Source organism: Chryseobacterium salviniae, assembly GCF_035819015.1.
Taxonomy (GTDB): domain Bacteria; phylum Bacteroidota; class Bacteroidia; order Flavobacteriales; family Weeksellaceae; genus Chryseobacterium; species Chryseobacterium salviniae.
The window spans coordinates 1-13,805 of record NZ_JAYLAA010000044.1; the positions used below are offsets into that span (position 1 = coordinate 1).

Sequence of the window (13,805 nt, forward strand, 5' to 3'; positions counted from 1 at the left end):
CCCCCCCCCCCCCCCCCCCCCCCCCCCCCCCCCCCCCCAAAAACTCAAAAATGAGCTCAGACAAATGCTCCAATCGGGGCTAATTAAAAACAACAGTTAAATTGGAGGATTTCAAATAAAAATTTCAGATGAAATATAAACTAAAATATGCTTTGTTGCTGCCGTTTTTATTTTCCATAACAGCAAAAGCCCAGGAAATAAAGGCGGAACTAAATAAAGAAATTGAAAGACAGGAAAAGATTTCCTACATTATAGATTATCCTCAGAATGCCAAAGCAAATGTTCCGTTAATCGTGTTTCTACATGGTTCCGGTGAAAGAGGCAATAATCTGGAAAAAGTAAAAGCACACAGTCCGTTTACCTATAAAAATCTGATTAAGGAACCTGTAGCAATTCTGGCTCCACAATGCCCCGAAAATACATGGTGGGATACCGTTACTGTATATGCTCTGATCAAAGAAATTCAGGCAAAATACAAGATCGACCCTTCCAGAATCTATCTTACCGGACTATCCATGGGAGGTTGGGGAACACTGAAATTGGCAATGGAACATCCCGAAATGTTTGCAGCAGTTGTTTCGGTTTGTGCGCCTACAGACAGAGTCATGTATGCCAATATCCATCAGTACAAAAATTTAAATATGAAAATCTTTCATGGCGGGATGGATGATGTCGTATTACCTGAAAATGCGTTTAATTTTTACCAAAAATTGCATCCTGTAAACCCCTCTGCAGAATTAACGATTTTCCCCAATGACAATCATAATTCCTGGGATTCCACCTACTCCAATCCAAAGTTGTACGAATGGATGCTGTCAAAAAGAAAAGAGAAATAATTTTAAGCAAATCTTTGCTGAGTTAAATCGAAGATTCGACGTAGTCAAAAGTCTTTGCGAACGAAATATGCAGGTCATCTTAAAAGAAAAATTTTGCGGACTTTGCGTTTTAAAATCAATTACTAGTAAAAATAAAAAAAGAAACTATAATTAAAGAAGATAGATGTATGAAATCGAAGATTCACGAATTCCTTAAAATAATGAAGAAGTTATGAGAAAAAAGTTAATTGTAATCGCCACATTGGCACTGGCTCCTGTATTTTCTGCACAGGAAATGATATCAAAGCCTGTTCAGTCGTATCAGACGGCTCAATATCAGTCGAAAAAGAAAGCTTTCGTAGACAATCTTTTGTCGAAAATGACCTTAGATGAAAAAATCGGACAGCTCAATCTGCCAAGTTCAGGTGATTTCACAACAGGTTTGGCGAAAAGCTCGGATATCGGTAAGAAAATTGAGCAGGGATTAGTCGGAGGACTATTCAACATAAAAGGAGCGGATAAAATTAAAGCCGTTCAGAAAGTAGCCGTTGAAAACAGCCGCCTTAAAATTCCATTAATATTCGGAATGGATGTCATCCACGGGTACGAAACCACTTTTCCTATTCCTTTAGGGCTTGCTTCTTCCTGGGATATGAATCTCGTTCAGCAATCTGCAAGAGTAGCTGCGAAAGAAGCCTCAGCAGACGGAATCAACTGGACGTTCTCTCCAATGGTGGACATTTCCCGCGAACCAAGATGGGGAAGAGTATCCGAAGGTTCCGGTGAAGATCCATATTTAGGAAGCGAAATTGCTAAAAATATGGTGTACGGATATCAGGGGAAAGACCTTTCCGCAGGAAATACGATTCTGGCTTGTGTAAAGCACTTTGCATTGTACGGAGCCGGTGAAGCGGGAAGGGATTATAATACCGTTGATATGAGCCACGTAAGAATGTTCAACGAATATTTCCCTCCTTACAAAGCCGCTGTTGATGCAGGAGTAGCTTCTGTAATGGCTTCCTTTAACGAAGTGGATGGTGTTCCGGCTACCGGAAACAGATGGCTTCAGACCGAAGTACTGAGAAACCAATGGAAATTCAAAGGATTTGTGGTAACCGACTATACCGGGATCAATGAAATGGTAGACCACGGAATGGGAGATCTTCAGCAGGTTTCCGCATTGGCTCTGAAAGCGGGTGTAGACATGGATATGGTTGGGGAAGGATTTTTAACAACCCTTAAAAAATCTTTATCTGAAGGAAAAGTTACCCAGTCTGAAATCGATATGGCAGCCAGAAGAATCCTGGAAGCTAAATATGATCTTGGTTTGTTCGATAATCCTTACAAACATGGAGATGCGAAATTAGCCGCTAAAGAAGTTTTCAGCCAGGAAAACAGAAATATTGCAAGAAATGCTGCCGCCCAGTCTATGGTTTTATTAAAAAATGAAAACCAGACATTGCCTTTAAAACAGACAGGAACTGTGGCCGTAATCGGGCCGTTGGTAAATAACGCCATCAATATGACCGGAACGTGGAGTGTTGCTGCAAAGCATGAAAAATCAGTAAACCTTGTTCAGGGACTTCAGTCAAATTACGGTAAAAACGTAAAATTCATTTCTGCAAAAGGTGCCAATATTGATGATGATGCCAAACTGGAAGAAATTTACGCTGCTCATGGTAAAAAAACAGACAGAGACAATCGTTCGAAAGAAGCTTTGTTGAAAGAAGCCGTTGACGTAGCCAACAAAGCCGATGTTATTGTTTTAGCAATTGGAGAATCTGCTGAAATGAGCGGTGAATCTTCTTCAAGAACGGAAATTACCATTCCGCAGTCTCAGGTAGACCTTTTAAATGAATTGAAAAAAACAGGAAAACCGATCGCCATGGTATTGTTCACAGGCCGTCCGTTGGCACTAACCAATGTTAAAGATGCTCCGGATGCTATTCTGAATGCTTGGTTCCCGGGCTCTGAAGCCGGAAATGCCCTTGCAGATGTTCTTTTCGGAAAAGCAAATCCTTCGGGAAAATTGCCGATGACATTCCCGAGAAGCTTAGGACAGGTGCCTATTTATTATAATGCCAAAAATACGGGAAGACCTTTGGATCAAAAGCTTGTCGACAAATGCGAATACCAGAGATTCCGTTCCAATTATATGGATGAGTGTAATACGCCGCTATATCCTTTCGGATATGGTTTGAGCTACACCAAATTCAACTATTCCGATATTACGGTTTCCAATGCTAATCCGAAAGGTAATCAAACCATTCAGGCTTCGGTAACGGTAACGAACTCCGGAAATTATGATGGGGCAGAAGTGGTGCAGCTTTATATCAGAGACATGGTGGGAAGCATTACAAGACCGGTAAAAGAATTAAAAGGTTTCCAGAAAATAATGCTTAAAAAAGGAGAATCTAAAAAGGTTACCTTCAGCATTACCCCGGAAAATCTTAAATTCTACAACGGAGATTTGAAATACGACTGGGAACCGGGAGAATTTGACATCATGATCGGAACAAGTTCTGAAGATGTGAAACATTTCAAAATCAACTGGACAAAATAAATAGTAAGCCACTCAATTTGAGTGGTTTTTTTGTACCTTGGATTCTTATAAAAAATTAAACAGATGAAAAAAATTGTATTATTAAGCACAATGTTCTTTAGTATCTTATCTTTTGCCCAGATGGTAGGAAATGACAGAGACGCCCATGGCTGTATACCTTCCGCAGGATATACCTATTCTAAGGTCAAAAATGATTGTATACAGGTATTTGAGCAGAAGATCAAGTTAAAAGGTGTAAAGCCGAAGGAGGGCGCGAATTTCATGGCTACAGTTGTTTTTAGTAAAGACATGATGAAAGTGGAAGTTTTTCTTATGGAAGAGCCGGAAAGTATAATTCTCACAAAACAGCGGAAAAATAAAAGCTGGAAAAACGGAAGTTACGTTTTGATCCCATATAAAAAAACGTATCAGTTAAAAAAAAGCAATGTTGTAATTTATCAATAATTATCACAGAAAAGCCATTCGAAAGATTGGCTTTTTCTATAAATGACCGAAGAGTTAAAGGATTTAAGAAGTATTTTAATTAACCAAACCATTTTCAAATCTCACCCAAAAACCGTATTTTTGCATAGCTAAAAAGTAAAAGAAAGAATGAATTCCTACAAAAATCCATTGGAAGAGCGCTACTCCAGTGAAGAAATGTTATTTAACTTCTCGCATAATAACAAATTCCGCACCTGGAGAAAACTTTGGATCGCGCTTGCTGAAATCGAAAAAGACTTAGGCCTTGAAATCAGTGATGAACAAATTGCAGAACTGAAAGCCAATGCTGAAAACATCGATTATGACAAAGCAGCGGAATACGAAAAGAAATTCCGTCATGATGTAATGGCGCACGTTCATACCTATGGAGATGTGGCTCCTTCAGCTAAAGGAATCATTCACCTCGGGGCAACTTCAGCATTTGTTGGTGATAATACGGATTTGATCCAGATCCGGGATGGACTTTTAATCTTAAAGAAAAAGCTCGTTAACGTAATCAAAAATTTAGCAGATTTTGCTATTGAATATAAAGATTTGCCTACTTTAGGCTTCACACACTTCCAGCCAGCTCAGTTAACGACTGTTGGAAAAAGAGCTACACTTTGGTTACAGAGTTTAGTGCTGGATATCGAAGAACTGGATTTCTTCCTTGAAACATTGCGATTCAGAGGGGTAAAAGGAACAACCGGAACAGCAGCAAGTTTCCTGGAGCTTTTCAACGGAGATTATTCTAAAGTAAAACATTTAGATAAGGAATTATCAAAAAGATTCGGTTTTGAAAAGGTTTTCGGGGTTTCCGGACAGACTTACGACAGGAAGATTGATGCTAAAGTGGTTGCTTTATTAGGAAATATTGCGCAGTCTGCCCATAAATTCACCAATGATTTGCGTTTGCTTCAGAATCTGAAAGAAATTGAAGAACCATTCGAGAAAAACCAGATTGGTTCATCGGCAATGGCTTACAAACGTAACCCGATGAGAAGCGAAAGAATCGGAGCATTGGCTAAATATGTAATGTCTTTAACGACGAGTTCTGCAATGGTAGCATCAACACAGTGGTTTGAAAGAACGCTGGATGATTCTGCTAATAAAAGATTAACAATTCCTCAGGCATTTTTAGCGGTTGATGCAATTCTATTGATCTGGAACAACATCATGAACGGAATCGTAGTATACCCGAACAGAATCAATAAACATATTATGGAAGAGCTTCCTTTCATGGCGACAGAATATATCATCATGGAAGAAGTGAAAGCCGGTGGCGACCGACAGGAAATTCACGAGGTGATCCGGGTTCATTCCATGGAAGCTTCCAAGCAGGTAAAAGTGGAAGGGAAAGAAAACGATCTTATCGAAAGAATCCTGAACGACGATTCATTAAAATTAGATAAGTCAAAACTGAAAGAAGTTTTGGATCCTAAAAACTTCATCGGTTTTGCCCCAATCCAGACCGAAGAATTTATTAAAAACGAAGTGCAGCCGATCATCGATCAAAATAAAGACCTGATCGGGCTTGAGGCTGATCTTAAAGTATAACATCATATGCAGTCTTTCGGGCTGCATATTTACTTTGCCAAAGTTTCAATCTTTGCCAAAGTTTAGAAAAGCAAACCCATACCCATCATGATTTAGGAAGAATCAGGAATTTCAGCTTAAATGAAAAAAATACTTTTAATCATATCATTAATTCCAGCATTTTCTTTTTCTCAAAATACAGAAGTTTTAAAGTATTTTAAATCAAAAGATTCATTGGTTGGGGTTAAAAACAAGGACGGTAAAATTATCGTTCCGGCCCAGTTTAAAATTTTCTCTTACATCAAAGACGGAGATTTAGTGAAAGGAGAAACTATTTATTTTGATGGACCGAAACAAAATGAAGTTGCTGAAAAAAATGCTTGGGGATACGTCTACAACAGAAAAGGAAATTTCCTGTACCGGCCTTTCTTTTATGATAACGGCGCAGATTATTTCTCAGAAGGGGTAAGAAGATTCGTTAAAAACGGAAAAGTTGGTTTTGCAGACAGAAACGGAACCGTAATTATTAAACCGGAACATGATTTTGCATCCCCTTTTCATTACGGATATGCCGCCTATTGCGACGGCTGCGACTGGGAGAAAACAGAAGAAGAACATAAAGCAATCGTTGGCGGAACCTGGGGTGTAATGAACTTTAATGGAAAAACAGTTCAACCAGTTGCAAAATCAGAAAATACGATCGAAATTAACGGGAACCATTATCCGTATCCTTTTTCGTACAATGAAAAAGAAAAGAATGTGCTCTGGTTTTTTGAGAAACAGAATAAAAGGCTTTCCGAAATATATTACGTTAACCATTACAATAAACTGTCCGAAAAAGAGAAGAAGTTGTTCTTTGAAATTGTAGAACGTCCGAAGGAAAATTTTCCTTTTTATCAGGTAAATGCCTATGATTACAGGAAAGCAGAAGCAGGATTGTCAGGATATAAATTTCTGGTTTCAGACGACGGTAAAAAAGTTCTAACGCTTGAATACGATGATGAAAGAGTTCCTTTTGAAAAATGGCTGAAAGAAGAAAGAAAAAATGCGGAGAACTTTCAGAAGGAACACCCGGATAACCCGAATAAACTGGGTAAATGAAAAATAGTGAAATGTTTATTCCTTAGGAATACAATCTGTGTAGGAAATAGAGTAATAGATTATGCATTCCGTAGGAATGCTATCTTTGCAAAAATGATGAAAATAAAAATATGCCGAATACCTATACACAGATTTATATTCAGGTAGTTTTTGCAACAAAAGGAAGAGATGTTAAAATCAAATCTGAAGTAAGAGCTGAAATTGAAAAATATATTTGCGGAATATTTAACAATAAAAAACAAAAAGTTTTAGCGATTTATGTAAATCCTGATCATGTTCATATTTTCTTTAGTTATAAGAATTTGCAGATAACAATTCCGGAATTAATTAAAACCGTTAAAATTGAATCAACAAATTTTATTAATGAAAAGAAGTTGTGTTTTGGTAAATTTTCATGGCAAGAAGGGTACGGAGCTTTTTCTTATGCAAAAAGTCAGAAAGACAAAGTTGTAAATTATGTGCTAAATCAGGAGAAACATCATTCAAAAAAGAGTTTCAGAGAAGAATACATTGAAATGCTGAACGTTTTTGAAATTGAATTTAAAAATAAATACTTGTTTGAATTCTATGATTAAGAAAGATAATTTCTGTAGTTGAAGTAATATTTTGTGATTTCAATGAAAAGAAAATAGCAGTCCTACGGACTGCGCCTTTAATCCTAACAGGCTTTTTCTACACAGCTATGATTCCTACGGAATCACCATTAGAAAAATAACATTCCGGAGGAATGACATCTGTGTAGAAATATGATGTAAATACAACATGCATTCCGTAGGAATGCTATCTTTGCAATCAGAAAAATATGGCAATGCCAAATAAATCTAAAAAATAAAAATAAATCTAATAAAATCTGACATCTAATGTCTCAAAACAAAAGAATTTTCGTAGAAAAAAGAGGAATTTTCGATGTGGAAAGTCCAAAAATTTTTGATGAAGTAAAAGCGGTTGTGCCCGCGGTACAACAGGTAAAAGTATACAATGTGTATGATATTTTCGGACTGAATGACGGGGAATTTGAAAAAGTAGTCAACAGTACCTTCGTAGATCCTGTAACCGATATCCTGCACGAAGAAAATCCGGCAAAAGGAATTTATTTTGCTATGGAGTTTTTACCCGGTCAGTATGATCAGCGTGCAGATTCTGCACAACAGTGTATTGCGTTGCTCACAGAAAATGAAAAATCCAAAGTCAGAAGCGGTAAACTGATAGAATTCGAAGGAATTTCAGAATCTGATCTTGTAAAAATCAAAGATCTGTTGATTAATAAAGTAGAATCACAGGAAAAAGATTTAACCATTTTAGATATTCCTGCCGAAGAAACACCTTCAAAAGTAATTACCCACGAAAATTTTATCAATTTTGATGATACGCAATTGCAGGCATTCTACAATAATCATGGATTTGCGTTAGGATTGGATGATTTAAAATTCATTCAGGAATACTTTAAATCAGAACAGAGAAACCCTACGGAAACGGAACTGAAAGTTTTAGATACCTACTGGAGCGACCACTGTCGTCACACAACTTTTGAAACGGAACTGTCGAACATTGAATTCGAAGGGAAGTTTAAGCATACGCTGGAAACCATTTTCAACGACTATATTGAAAAAAGAAAATTCTTAGGCCGTGAATTAAAACCTATTTCCTTAATGGATTTAGCAACCGTTTGCGCCAGATATTTCCATAAAACAGGCAATCTGGAAAACTTAGTGGTTTCCGATGAAATCAATGCCTGCACCATTCAAATCGAAGCGGAATACGATGGTAAAAAAGAACCGTGGTATTTATTATTCAAAAATGAAACGCATAATCACCCGACGGAAATAGAACCTTTCGGAGGAGCTTCAACCTGTTTGGGAGGCGCCATCAGAGACCCTTTATCCGGACGTTCTTTCGTTTTTCAGGCGATGAGATTAACCGGTGCAGCAGATGTATTGGAACCTGTAGATAAAACCTTACCGGGAAAATTACCTCAAAAAACAATCACGAAACAGGCAGCGAACGGATACTCTTCTTACGGTAACCAGATCGGTTTGGCAACAACCATGGTTTCCGAAATTTATGATGAAGGCTATAAAGCCAAAAGAATGGAAGTCGGTTTTGTTGCCGGTGCGGTTCCTGTAGATTGGGTAAGACGTGAAAAACCTGAAGCCGGGGATTCTGTGATTATTTTAGGTGGGGCAACCGGACGTGACGGAGTTGGCGGAGCCAGCGGAAGCTCAAAAGAGCAGGATGAAACATCTATTCATACCATGAGTTCTGAAGTTCAGAAAGGGAATGCTGTTGAAGAACGTAAAATCCAGAGATTATTCAGAAATCCTGACGTAACGAGACTGATTAAGAAATCAAACGACTTCGGAGCCGGAGGTGTTTCCGTAGCGATCGGCGAAATTGCTGACTCCCTGGAAGTTAATTTGGATGTTTTACCTTTAAAATATGAAGGGTTAAACGGAACCGAATTGGCTATTTCCGAATCTCAGGAGAGAATGGCGGTTGTAGTAGATCCAAAAGATAAAGAAAAATTCATCAAATTCTGTGAAGCGGAGAACATTGTTGCCGTTGAGGTGGCAAAAGTAACCGACTCCGGAAGAATGCAGATGTTCTGGAAAGGTGATAAAATTGTTGACCTTTCAAGAGCATTCCTTGATACGAACGGCTGTTCTAAAAGCCAGGAAGTTAAAATTACTCACCTTGAGGAAGTAAAAGAAGAAACTCAGACATTTAATGAAGAGAATTTCTTAAAAATATTAAGCGATAAAAATGTTGCTTCTCAAAAAGGTCTGTTGGAAATGTTCGATTCCTCTATCGGTGCCACTACGGTTGCGATGCCTTTAGGTGGAAAATATCAGCAGACTTTAATGGAAGGAAGTGTTCAGACCTTGCCGGTTATCGGAGCTAAAGATATCGAAACGGTTTCTTTAGCAAGCTGGGGATTTGATGCCGAAATTTCAAAACAAAATTCATTGCTCGGAGCTTCTTATGCGGTAGTCGAAAGTGTGGCGAAAATTGTAGCCATGGGTGGTGATTATAAAAACATCAGACTAAGCTTCCAGGAATATTTTGAAAAACTAGGGCAGAATCCTGAAAAATGGGGCAAGCCATTAGCTTCGTTATTGGGAGCTTATGATGCGCAGATGAATCTCGGTTTGGCAGCAATCGGAGGTAAAGATTCCATGAGCGGAACGTATCAGGATCTGAACGTACCGCCAACGTTAATTTCTTTTGCGTGTGCCAACGGAGAAAAGAAAAATATCATCTCTCCTGAATTTAAACAAGCAGGAAATAAAATTTATTTCTTCAATCATATTGCCCAGGAAAACGGACTTCCGAATTATGACGCTTTAATAGCCGTTTTTGAGTTGATTTTTGAAAATATCAAAGCCGGAAAAATTGTTTCCGTTAAAACCGTAAAAGAAGGTGGTGTTGCCGTTGCTTTGGCAAAAATGAGCTTCGGAAACAGATTGGGTGCCGAAATTACAGTTGATGATGCTTCTACATTGCTCAGCAAGCAAATTGGTAGTTTAATTATCGAATCTAAAGAAGAATTAAGCTCTCTAAACCTTCATTTAATAGGAGAAGTTGTTTCAGGCGAAGTTTTAACCATCAACAGTCAACCAACAACCATCAGCAAATTATTAGCAGCCAACACAAACACCTTCGAAAACCTTTTCCCAACGATTGAAAAAGAAAAAATCACGGTTGAACTGGATGAAAAATTAAATTCAGTCAACCCAAGAAATATCATCATCAGGAAGCACGGAATTGCCCAGCCCAAAGTATTTGCGCCCGTTTTCCCGGGAACAAACTGCGAATATGACACGCTGAATGCTTTTGCCAAAGAAGGTGTTGTAACGAGCAGTCTGCCTTTAATCAATATCAATCATCAATTATTGGATGAAAGCATTGATGCATGGGTCAAAGAAATTAAAACTTCCCAGATTCTGGCTTTCTCAGGAGGTTTCTCTGCGGGTGACGAGCCGGACGGTTCTGCAAAATTCATCGTTAATGTTTTGAAAAACGAAAAGATGAGAAACGCGGTTCACGAACTGTTAGACAGAGACGGAATGATCATCGGGATTTGCAACGGATTCCAGGCGCTGGTAAAATCCGGATTGCTGCCGTACGGAAGAATCAAAGATCTGGATGAAAATTCACCGACATTGGCTCACAATGCCATCAGAAGACATATTTCCCAAATGGTGAATGTAAAAGTCCTGAATGATGAATCACCTTGGTTAAAAGGTATGAAAGATCAGGTATTTACCATCCCGATTTCTCACGGAGAAGGCCGTTTTATAGCTTCAGAATCAGAAATTCAAAAGCTGTATGAAAACGGACAAATCGCAACGCAATACCTGGATCTTGAAGGAAATATCGCTCACGGAATGCCATTCAACCCAAATAATTCATTATTCGGAATTGAAGGAATTACTTCTCCATGCGGGAAAATTTTCGGTAGAATGGGCCACCCGGAACGTTTTGCTGAAGGGTTGATGAAAAATATTCCAACTGCCAATTATCACAACATCTTTAAAAATGGTGTGGAATACTTTAAATAATATTGAATTTAATTATTTCTCTTAAACTTTTGATAAACCTGACGGGTTTCCAAAACCCGTCAGGTTTGATTAATTTTAGCAGAATAATAAGCAATGAGTAATAATTCAAAAATAAAAATGACTGTCATCAATGGCAGTCATTTTTCAACCCTGGATGGCTTTTATGATGAAGTTTCCCAACTTTTTATAAAAGATGATGGCTGGAAAATCGGAACGTTGGATGGTTTCGATGATATTTTATACGGTTTTCAAGGAGAAATTACATGGAAAGATTCCCAAAAATCAAAAGAAGATTTGGGTTTGGATTTAACCAAAGAATTTTATGAAAATAAAATCAGAATCGGAAAATCTTTTAATGCTAAATTGATTCAGCAAAAACTAAATGAATTAACCGCAGGAAACGGACAAACCTTATTTGAAATTTTAATTGAAATTATACAATCGCATAAAAACATTCAGCTTATTTTGGATTGATTTTTAATTACTATAAATTAAGCAGTTAGTATTAGCATCGTCATGCTGAACCTGTCGAAGAATTTTCATAACAATTAATCTATTATAAAAATCTCATGCCCAACTTATTTTCCTACGGAACACTACAAAAAGAACAAGTTCAAATTGAAACTTTCGGAAGAATTTTACAAGGACAGAAAGACATTCTCACCGGCTACAAGCTTAAAATGCTGGAAATTAAAGATCCTGAAGTTTTACGGAAAAGCAAGCAGAAATACCATCCGATTCTGGAATTTTCAGGCAATACGGAAGATGAAGTGGAAGGCATATTATTTGAAGTTACAGACGAAGAGATTCTACAAGCCGATGAATATGAAGTGGATGATTATAAAAGGGCAGAAAGTATCTTTAAATCAGGAAAATCAGGCTTCATTTATGTCGGAAAATAATCTTATGTAATAATAATTGAGTTAACTTCATAGTACATCTGTTAAAAACATTGTACTTAAAGAAGTTTAAATATATTTCCAGTAAATTAAAACTCCTGTAATAACCGATGCCGCAGCCAGCAGAAGCACCGCTCCGGCGGAAATATCTTTGATAAAACCGATCCTCTTATCAAATTCAGGTTGAATTATATCGCAAATCCGTTCAATTGCCGTATTGAAAATTTCAGCAGCTAAAACAGCAGAAGAAATAATGATAATCAAAACCGCATCAGTGGTGGTTAGTTTTAAGTAGAAAATCAAAAAAAGATTAATAAAAAATGCAGCCGTTTCTATCTGGAAATTCCTTTCGCTTTTCATCATTATGAAAACTCCGCGTAAAGCATTGAAAAAACTGTTATGAATTGGCGGTTTTCTCATGAGAAATTATTATTTGCAAATATAATTATTTGCGTGAAGAAAATCCCTATCTTTAGTCATTATCAATTCAATATCTGTACATGTGGGGAAAATATGCGGAAACAGTCTGAATCTTGATGGTTGTTAATAACTCTCGGGATTATTCTTTTCCATCTGTTTTCTATTTATTATATTTGTAAAAATTTATTTTTAAATCTATGAAATTTATTATTTCAAGTGGTGAACTGCAGAAAGCTTTGCAAACTGTAAGTGGCGTGATATCAAGCTCTCAGTCGAGACCGATTTTAGAAAATTATCTTTTTGAATTAGACGGAACTCAGGTTACCATTACAGCATCCGATGGCGAGACGACTCTTGTTACTTCTCTGGAAGTAAAGTCAGACGATACCGGGAAATTTGCCGTTCCTGCCAAGATTTTTCAGGATTTTATCAAGACCTATGGAGAACAGCCATTAACGCTTGTTGTAAAAGATAATGCAGAAGGCACCGGAAGTCAGCTTGAGATTTTAGATGAAAAAGATAACTTTGCCGTAGCCTTGGACAATGCAGACGATTATCCGGAACTTCCGGAATTTGATGCTGCACAAAGCGTTACCATGTCTGCCGGAGTTTTGTCAGAAGCACTTACCAACACCCTTTTTGCAACAAGCAACGACTCGCTTCGCCCTGTGATGACAGGAGTTTTATTCCAGTTCGGGGAAAATGAAACCAATTTCGTTTCTACCGACTCCCACAGACTGGTGGTCTATAAAAGAAGCGACCTCATGAATGCCGAACCTATGGAATTCATCATGCCGAAAAAACCGCTCAACATTTTCAAGAATATCCTTGCAAGCTCAAACGACGATGTAACCATCGATTTCAACGAGAATATGGCAAGATTTACCTTTGGAAAACATACGTGGATCTGTAGGCTCATTGATGGGAAATACCCAAACTATACGGCAGTAATTCCAAAAGAAAACCCGAATGTTTTAACGATCAACAGAAATCTGCTTTTGGGAGCCATCAAAAGAGCTTCCATCATGTCGAATAAATCGACCAACCAGGTACGATTTAAATTATCAGCCAATATCCTTCACCTTCACGCAGAAGATACAGAATACGCTAACAAAGCAGACATGCAGATTCCATGCGATTATAACGGAGAAGACATCAATATCGGTTTCAGTTCAAAATTCTTAACCGAAATGTTAACAATCTTAGGATCAGATGATATTACCATGAAAATGTCACAGCCAAACAGACCGGGAATTATCGAACCTCTTGACGGTCTCGAGGAAAATGAAAGCATCTTAATGTTATCAATGCCGGTAATCGGGTTGTAATATTAATTTAAAATAGATAAAAGAGGTTCTGGTTTTCAGAGCCTTTTTTATTTTTTAGGAGCTTTTTCCCGCTTTCCACTGTATCTTTTGGGTTACGGGCTCCGCTTTGCTCCGCCCGCAAC

11 protein-coding genes are annotated in these 13,805 nt (G+C 37.8%); 10 read left to right on the plus strand and 1 reads right to left on the minus strand.

Annotation, left to right across the window (positions count from 1 at the left end):
* The first annotated feature begins 128 nt into the window (after positions 1 to 128).
* The 9 genes from SOP96_RS13600 (at position 129) to SOP96_RS13640 (ending at position 11,938) form a co-directional block, all read left to right on the plus strand.
* Complete coding sequence (locus SOP96_RS13600) at positions 129 to 836, plus strand: carboxylesterase family protein (RefSeq protein ID WP_326321478.1); 708 nt, start codon at positions 129 to 131, stop codon at positions 834 to 836.
* Positions 837 to 1,047: 211 nt separating this feature from the next.
* Complete coding sequence (gene bglX, locus SOP96_RS13605) at positions 1,048 to 3,378, plus strand: beta-glucosidase BglX (RefSeq protein WP_326321479.1); 2,331 nt, start codon at positions 1,048 to 1,050, stop codon at positions 3,376 to 3,378.
* A 63-nt stretch (positions 3,379 to 3,441) separates the two neighbouring features.
* Positions 3,442 to 3,822 carry a hypothetical protein gene (locus tag SOP96_RS13610; protein WP_326321480.1) on the plus strand — a complete coding sequence of 127 codons (381 nt, stop codon included), beginning with the start codon at positions 3,442 to 3,444 and terminating at the stop codon, positions 3,820 to 3,822.
* A 147-nt stretch (positions 3,823 to 3,969) separates the two neighbouring features.
* Positions 3,970 to 5,397, plus strand: a complete 1,428-nt coding sequence (purB, locus tag SOP96_RS13615; RefSeq protein WP_123851412.1) for an adenylosuccinate lyase — start codon at positions 3,970 to 3,972, stop codon at positions 5,395 to 5,397.
* Positions 5,398 to 5,517: 120 nt separating this feature from the next.
* Positions 5,518 to 6,477: a WG repeat-containing protein gene (locus SOP96_RS13620; RefSeq protein WP_326321481.1), complete on the plus strand. Its 960-nt coding sequence runs from the start codon at positions 5,518 to 5,520 to the stop codon at positions 6,475 to 6,477.
* Between the two features lie 110 nt (positions 6,478 to 6,587).
* On the plus strand, positions 6,588 to 7,052 hold the full coding sequence (gene tnpA / locus SOP96_RS13625; RefSeq protein ID WP_326321482.1) for an IS200/IS605 family transposase: 465 nt from the start codon (positions 6,588 to 6,590) through the stop codon (positions 7,050 to 7,052).
* A 285-nt stretch (positions 7,053 to 7,337) separates the two neighbouring features.
* A complete protein-coding gene (locus SOP96_RS13630) occupies positions 7,338 to 11,036 on the plus strand; it encodes a phosphoribosylformylglycinamidine synthase (RefSeq protein WP_326321483.1) in 3,699 nt (1,232 codons plus the stop codon).
* A gap of 93 nt (positions 11,037 to 11,129) precedes the next feature.
* Positions 11,130 to 11,510: a barstar family protein gene (locus tag SOP96_RS13635; RefSeq protein ID WP_326321484.1), complete on the plus strand. Its 381-nt coding sequence runs from the start codon at positions 11,130 to 11,132 to the stop codon at positions 11,508 to 11,510.
* A 95-nt stretch (positions 11,511 to 11,605) separates the two neighbouring features.
* Positions 11,606 to 11,938, plus strand: coding sequence for a gamma-glutamylcyclotransferase family protein (locus SOP96_RS13640; protein WP_326321485.1), 333 nt, complete (start codon positions 11,606 to 11,608; stop codon positions 11,936 to 11,938).
* Positions 11,939 to 12,004: 66 nt separating this feature from the next.
* Here SOP96_RS13640 and SOP96_RS13645 read toward each other — a convergent pair whose 3' ends face one another.
* On the minus strand, positions 12,005 to 12,355 hold the full coding sequence (locus SOP96_RS13645; protein WP_326321486.1) for a diacylglycerol kinase: 351 nt from the start codon (positions 12,353 to 12,355) through the stop codon (positions 12,005 to 12,007).
* 197 nt (positions 12,356 to 12,552) lie between these two features.
* On the opposite strand from SOP96_RS13645, the gene dnaN reads away from it, so the two are divergent.
* On the plus strand, positions 12,553 to 13,683 hold the full coding sequence (gene dnaN, locus SOP96_RS13650) for a DNA polymerase III subunit beta (protein ID WP_029297223.1): 1,131 nt from the start codon (positions 12,553 to 12,555) through the stop codon (positions 13,681 to 13,683).
* Positions 13,684 to 13,805 lie beyond the last annotated feature (122 nt).

What these genes read in the sequence shown, in the direction of transcription:
- SOP96_RS13600 (WP_326321478.1), top strand. Translation starts at nt 129, where the DNA reads ATGAAATATAAACTAAAATATGCTTTGTTGCTGCCGTTTTTATTTTCC.
- bglX (WP_326321479.1), top strand. Translation starts at nt 1,048, where the DNA reads ATGAGAAAAAAGTTAATTGTAATCGCCACATTGGCACTGGCTCCTGTA.
- SOP96_RS13610 (WP_326321480.1), top strand. Translation starts at nt 3,442, where the DNA reads ATGAAAAAAATTGTATTATTAAGCACAATGTTCTTTAGTATCTTATCT.
- purB (WP_123851412.1), top strand. Translation starts at nt 3,970, where the DNA reads ATGAATTCCTACAAAAATCCATTGGAAGAGCGCTACTCCAGTGAAGAA.
- SOP96_RS13620 (WP_326321481.1), top strand. Translation starts at nt 5,518, where the DNA reads ATGAAAAAAATACTTTTAATCATATCATTAATTCCAGCATTTTCTTTT.
- tnpA (WP_326321482.1), top strand. Translation starts at nt 6,588, where the DNA reads ATGCCGAATACCTATACACAGATTTATATTCAGGTAGTTTTTGCAACA.
- SOP96_RS13630 (WP_326321483.1), top strand. Translation starts at nt 7,338, where the DNA reads ATGTCTCAAAACAAAAGAATTTTCGTAGAAAAAAGAGGAATTTTCGAT.
- SOP96_RS13635 (WP_326321484.1), top strand. Translation starts at nt 11,130, where the DNA reads ATGAGTAATAATTCAAAAATAAAAATGACTGTCATCAATGGCAGTCAT.
- SOP96_RS13640 (WP_326321485.1), top strand. Translation starts at nt 11,606, where the DNA reads ATGCCCAACTTATTTTCCTACGGAACACTACAAAAAGAACAAGTTCAA.
- SOP96_RS13645 (WP_326321486.1), bottom strand. Translation starts at nt 12,355, where the DNA reads ATGAGAAAACCGCCAATTCATAACAGTTTTTTCAATGCTTTACGCGGA.
- dnaN (WP_029297223.1), top strand. Translation starts at nt 12,553, where the DNA reads ATGAAATTTATTATTTCAAGTGGTGAACTGCAGAAAGCTTTGCAAACT.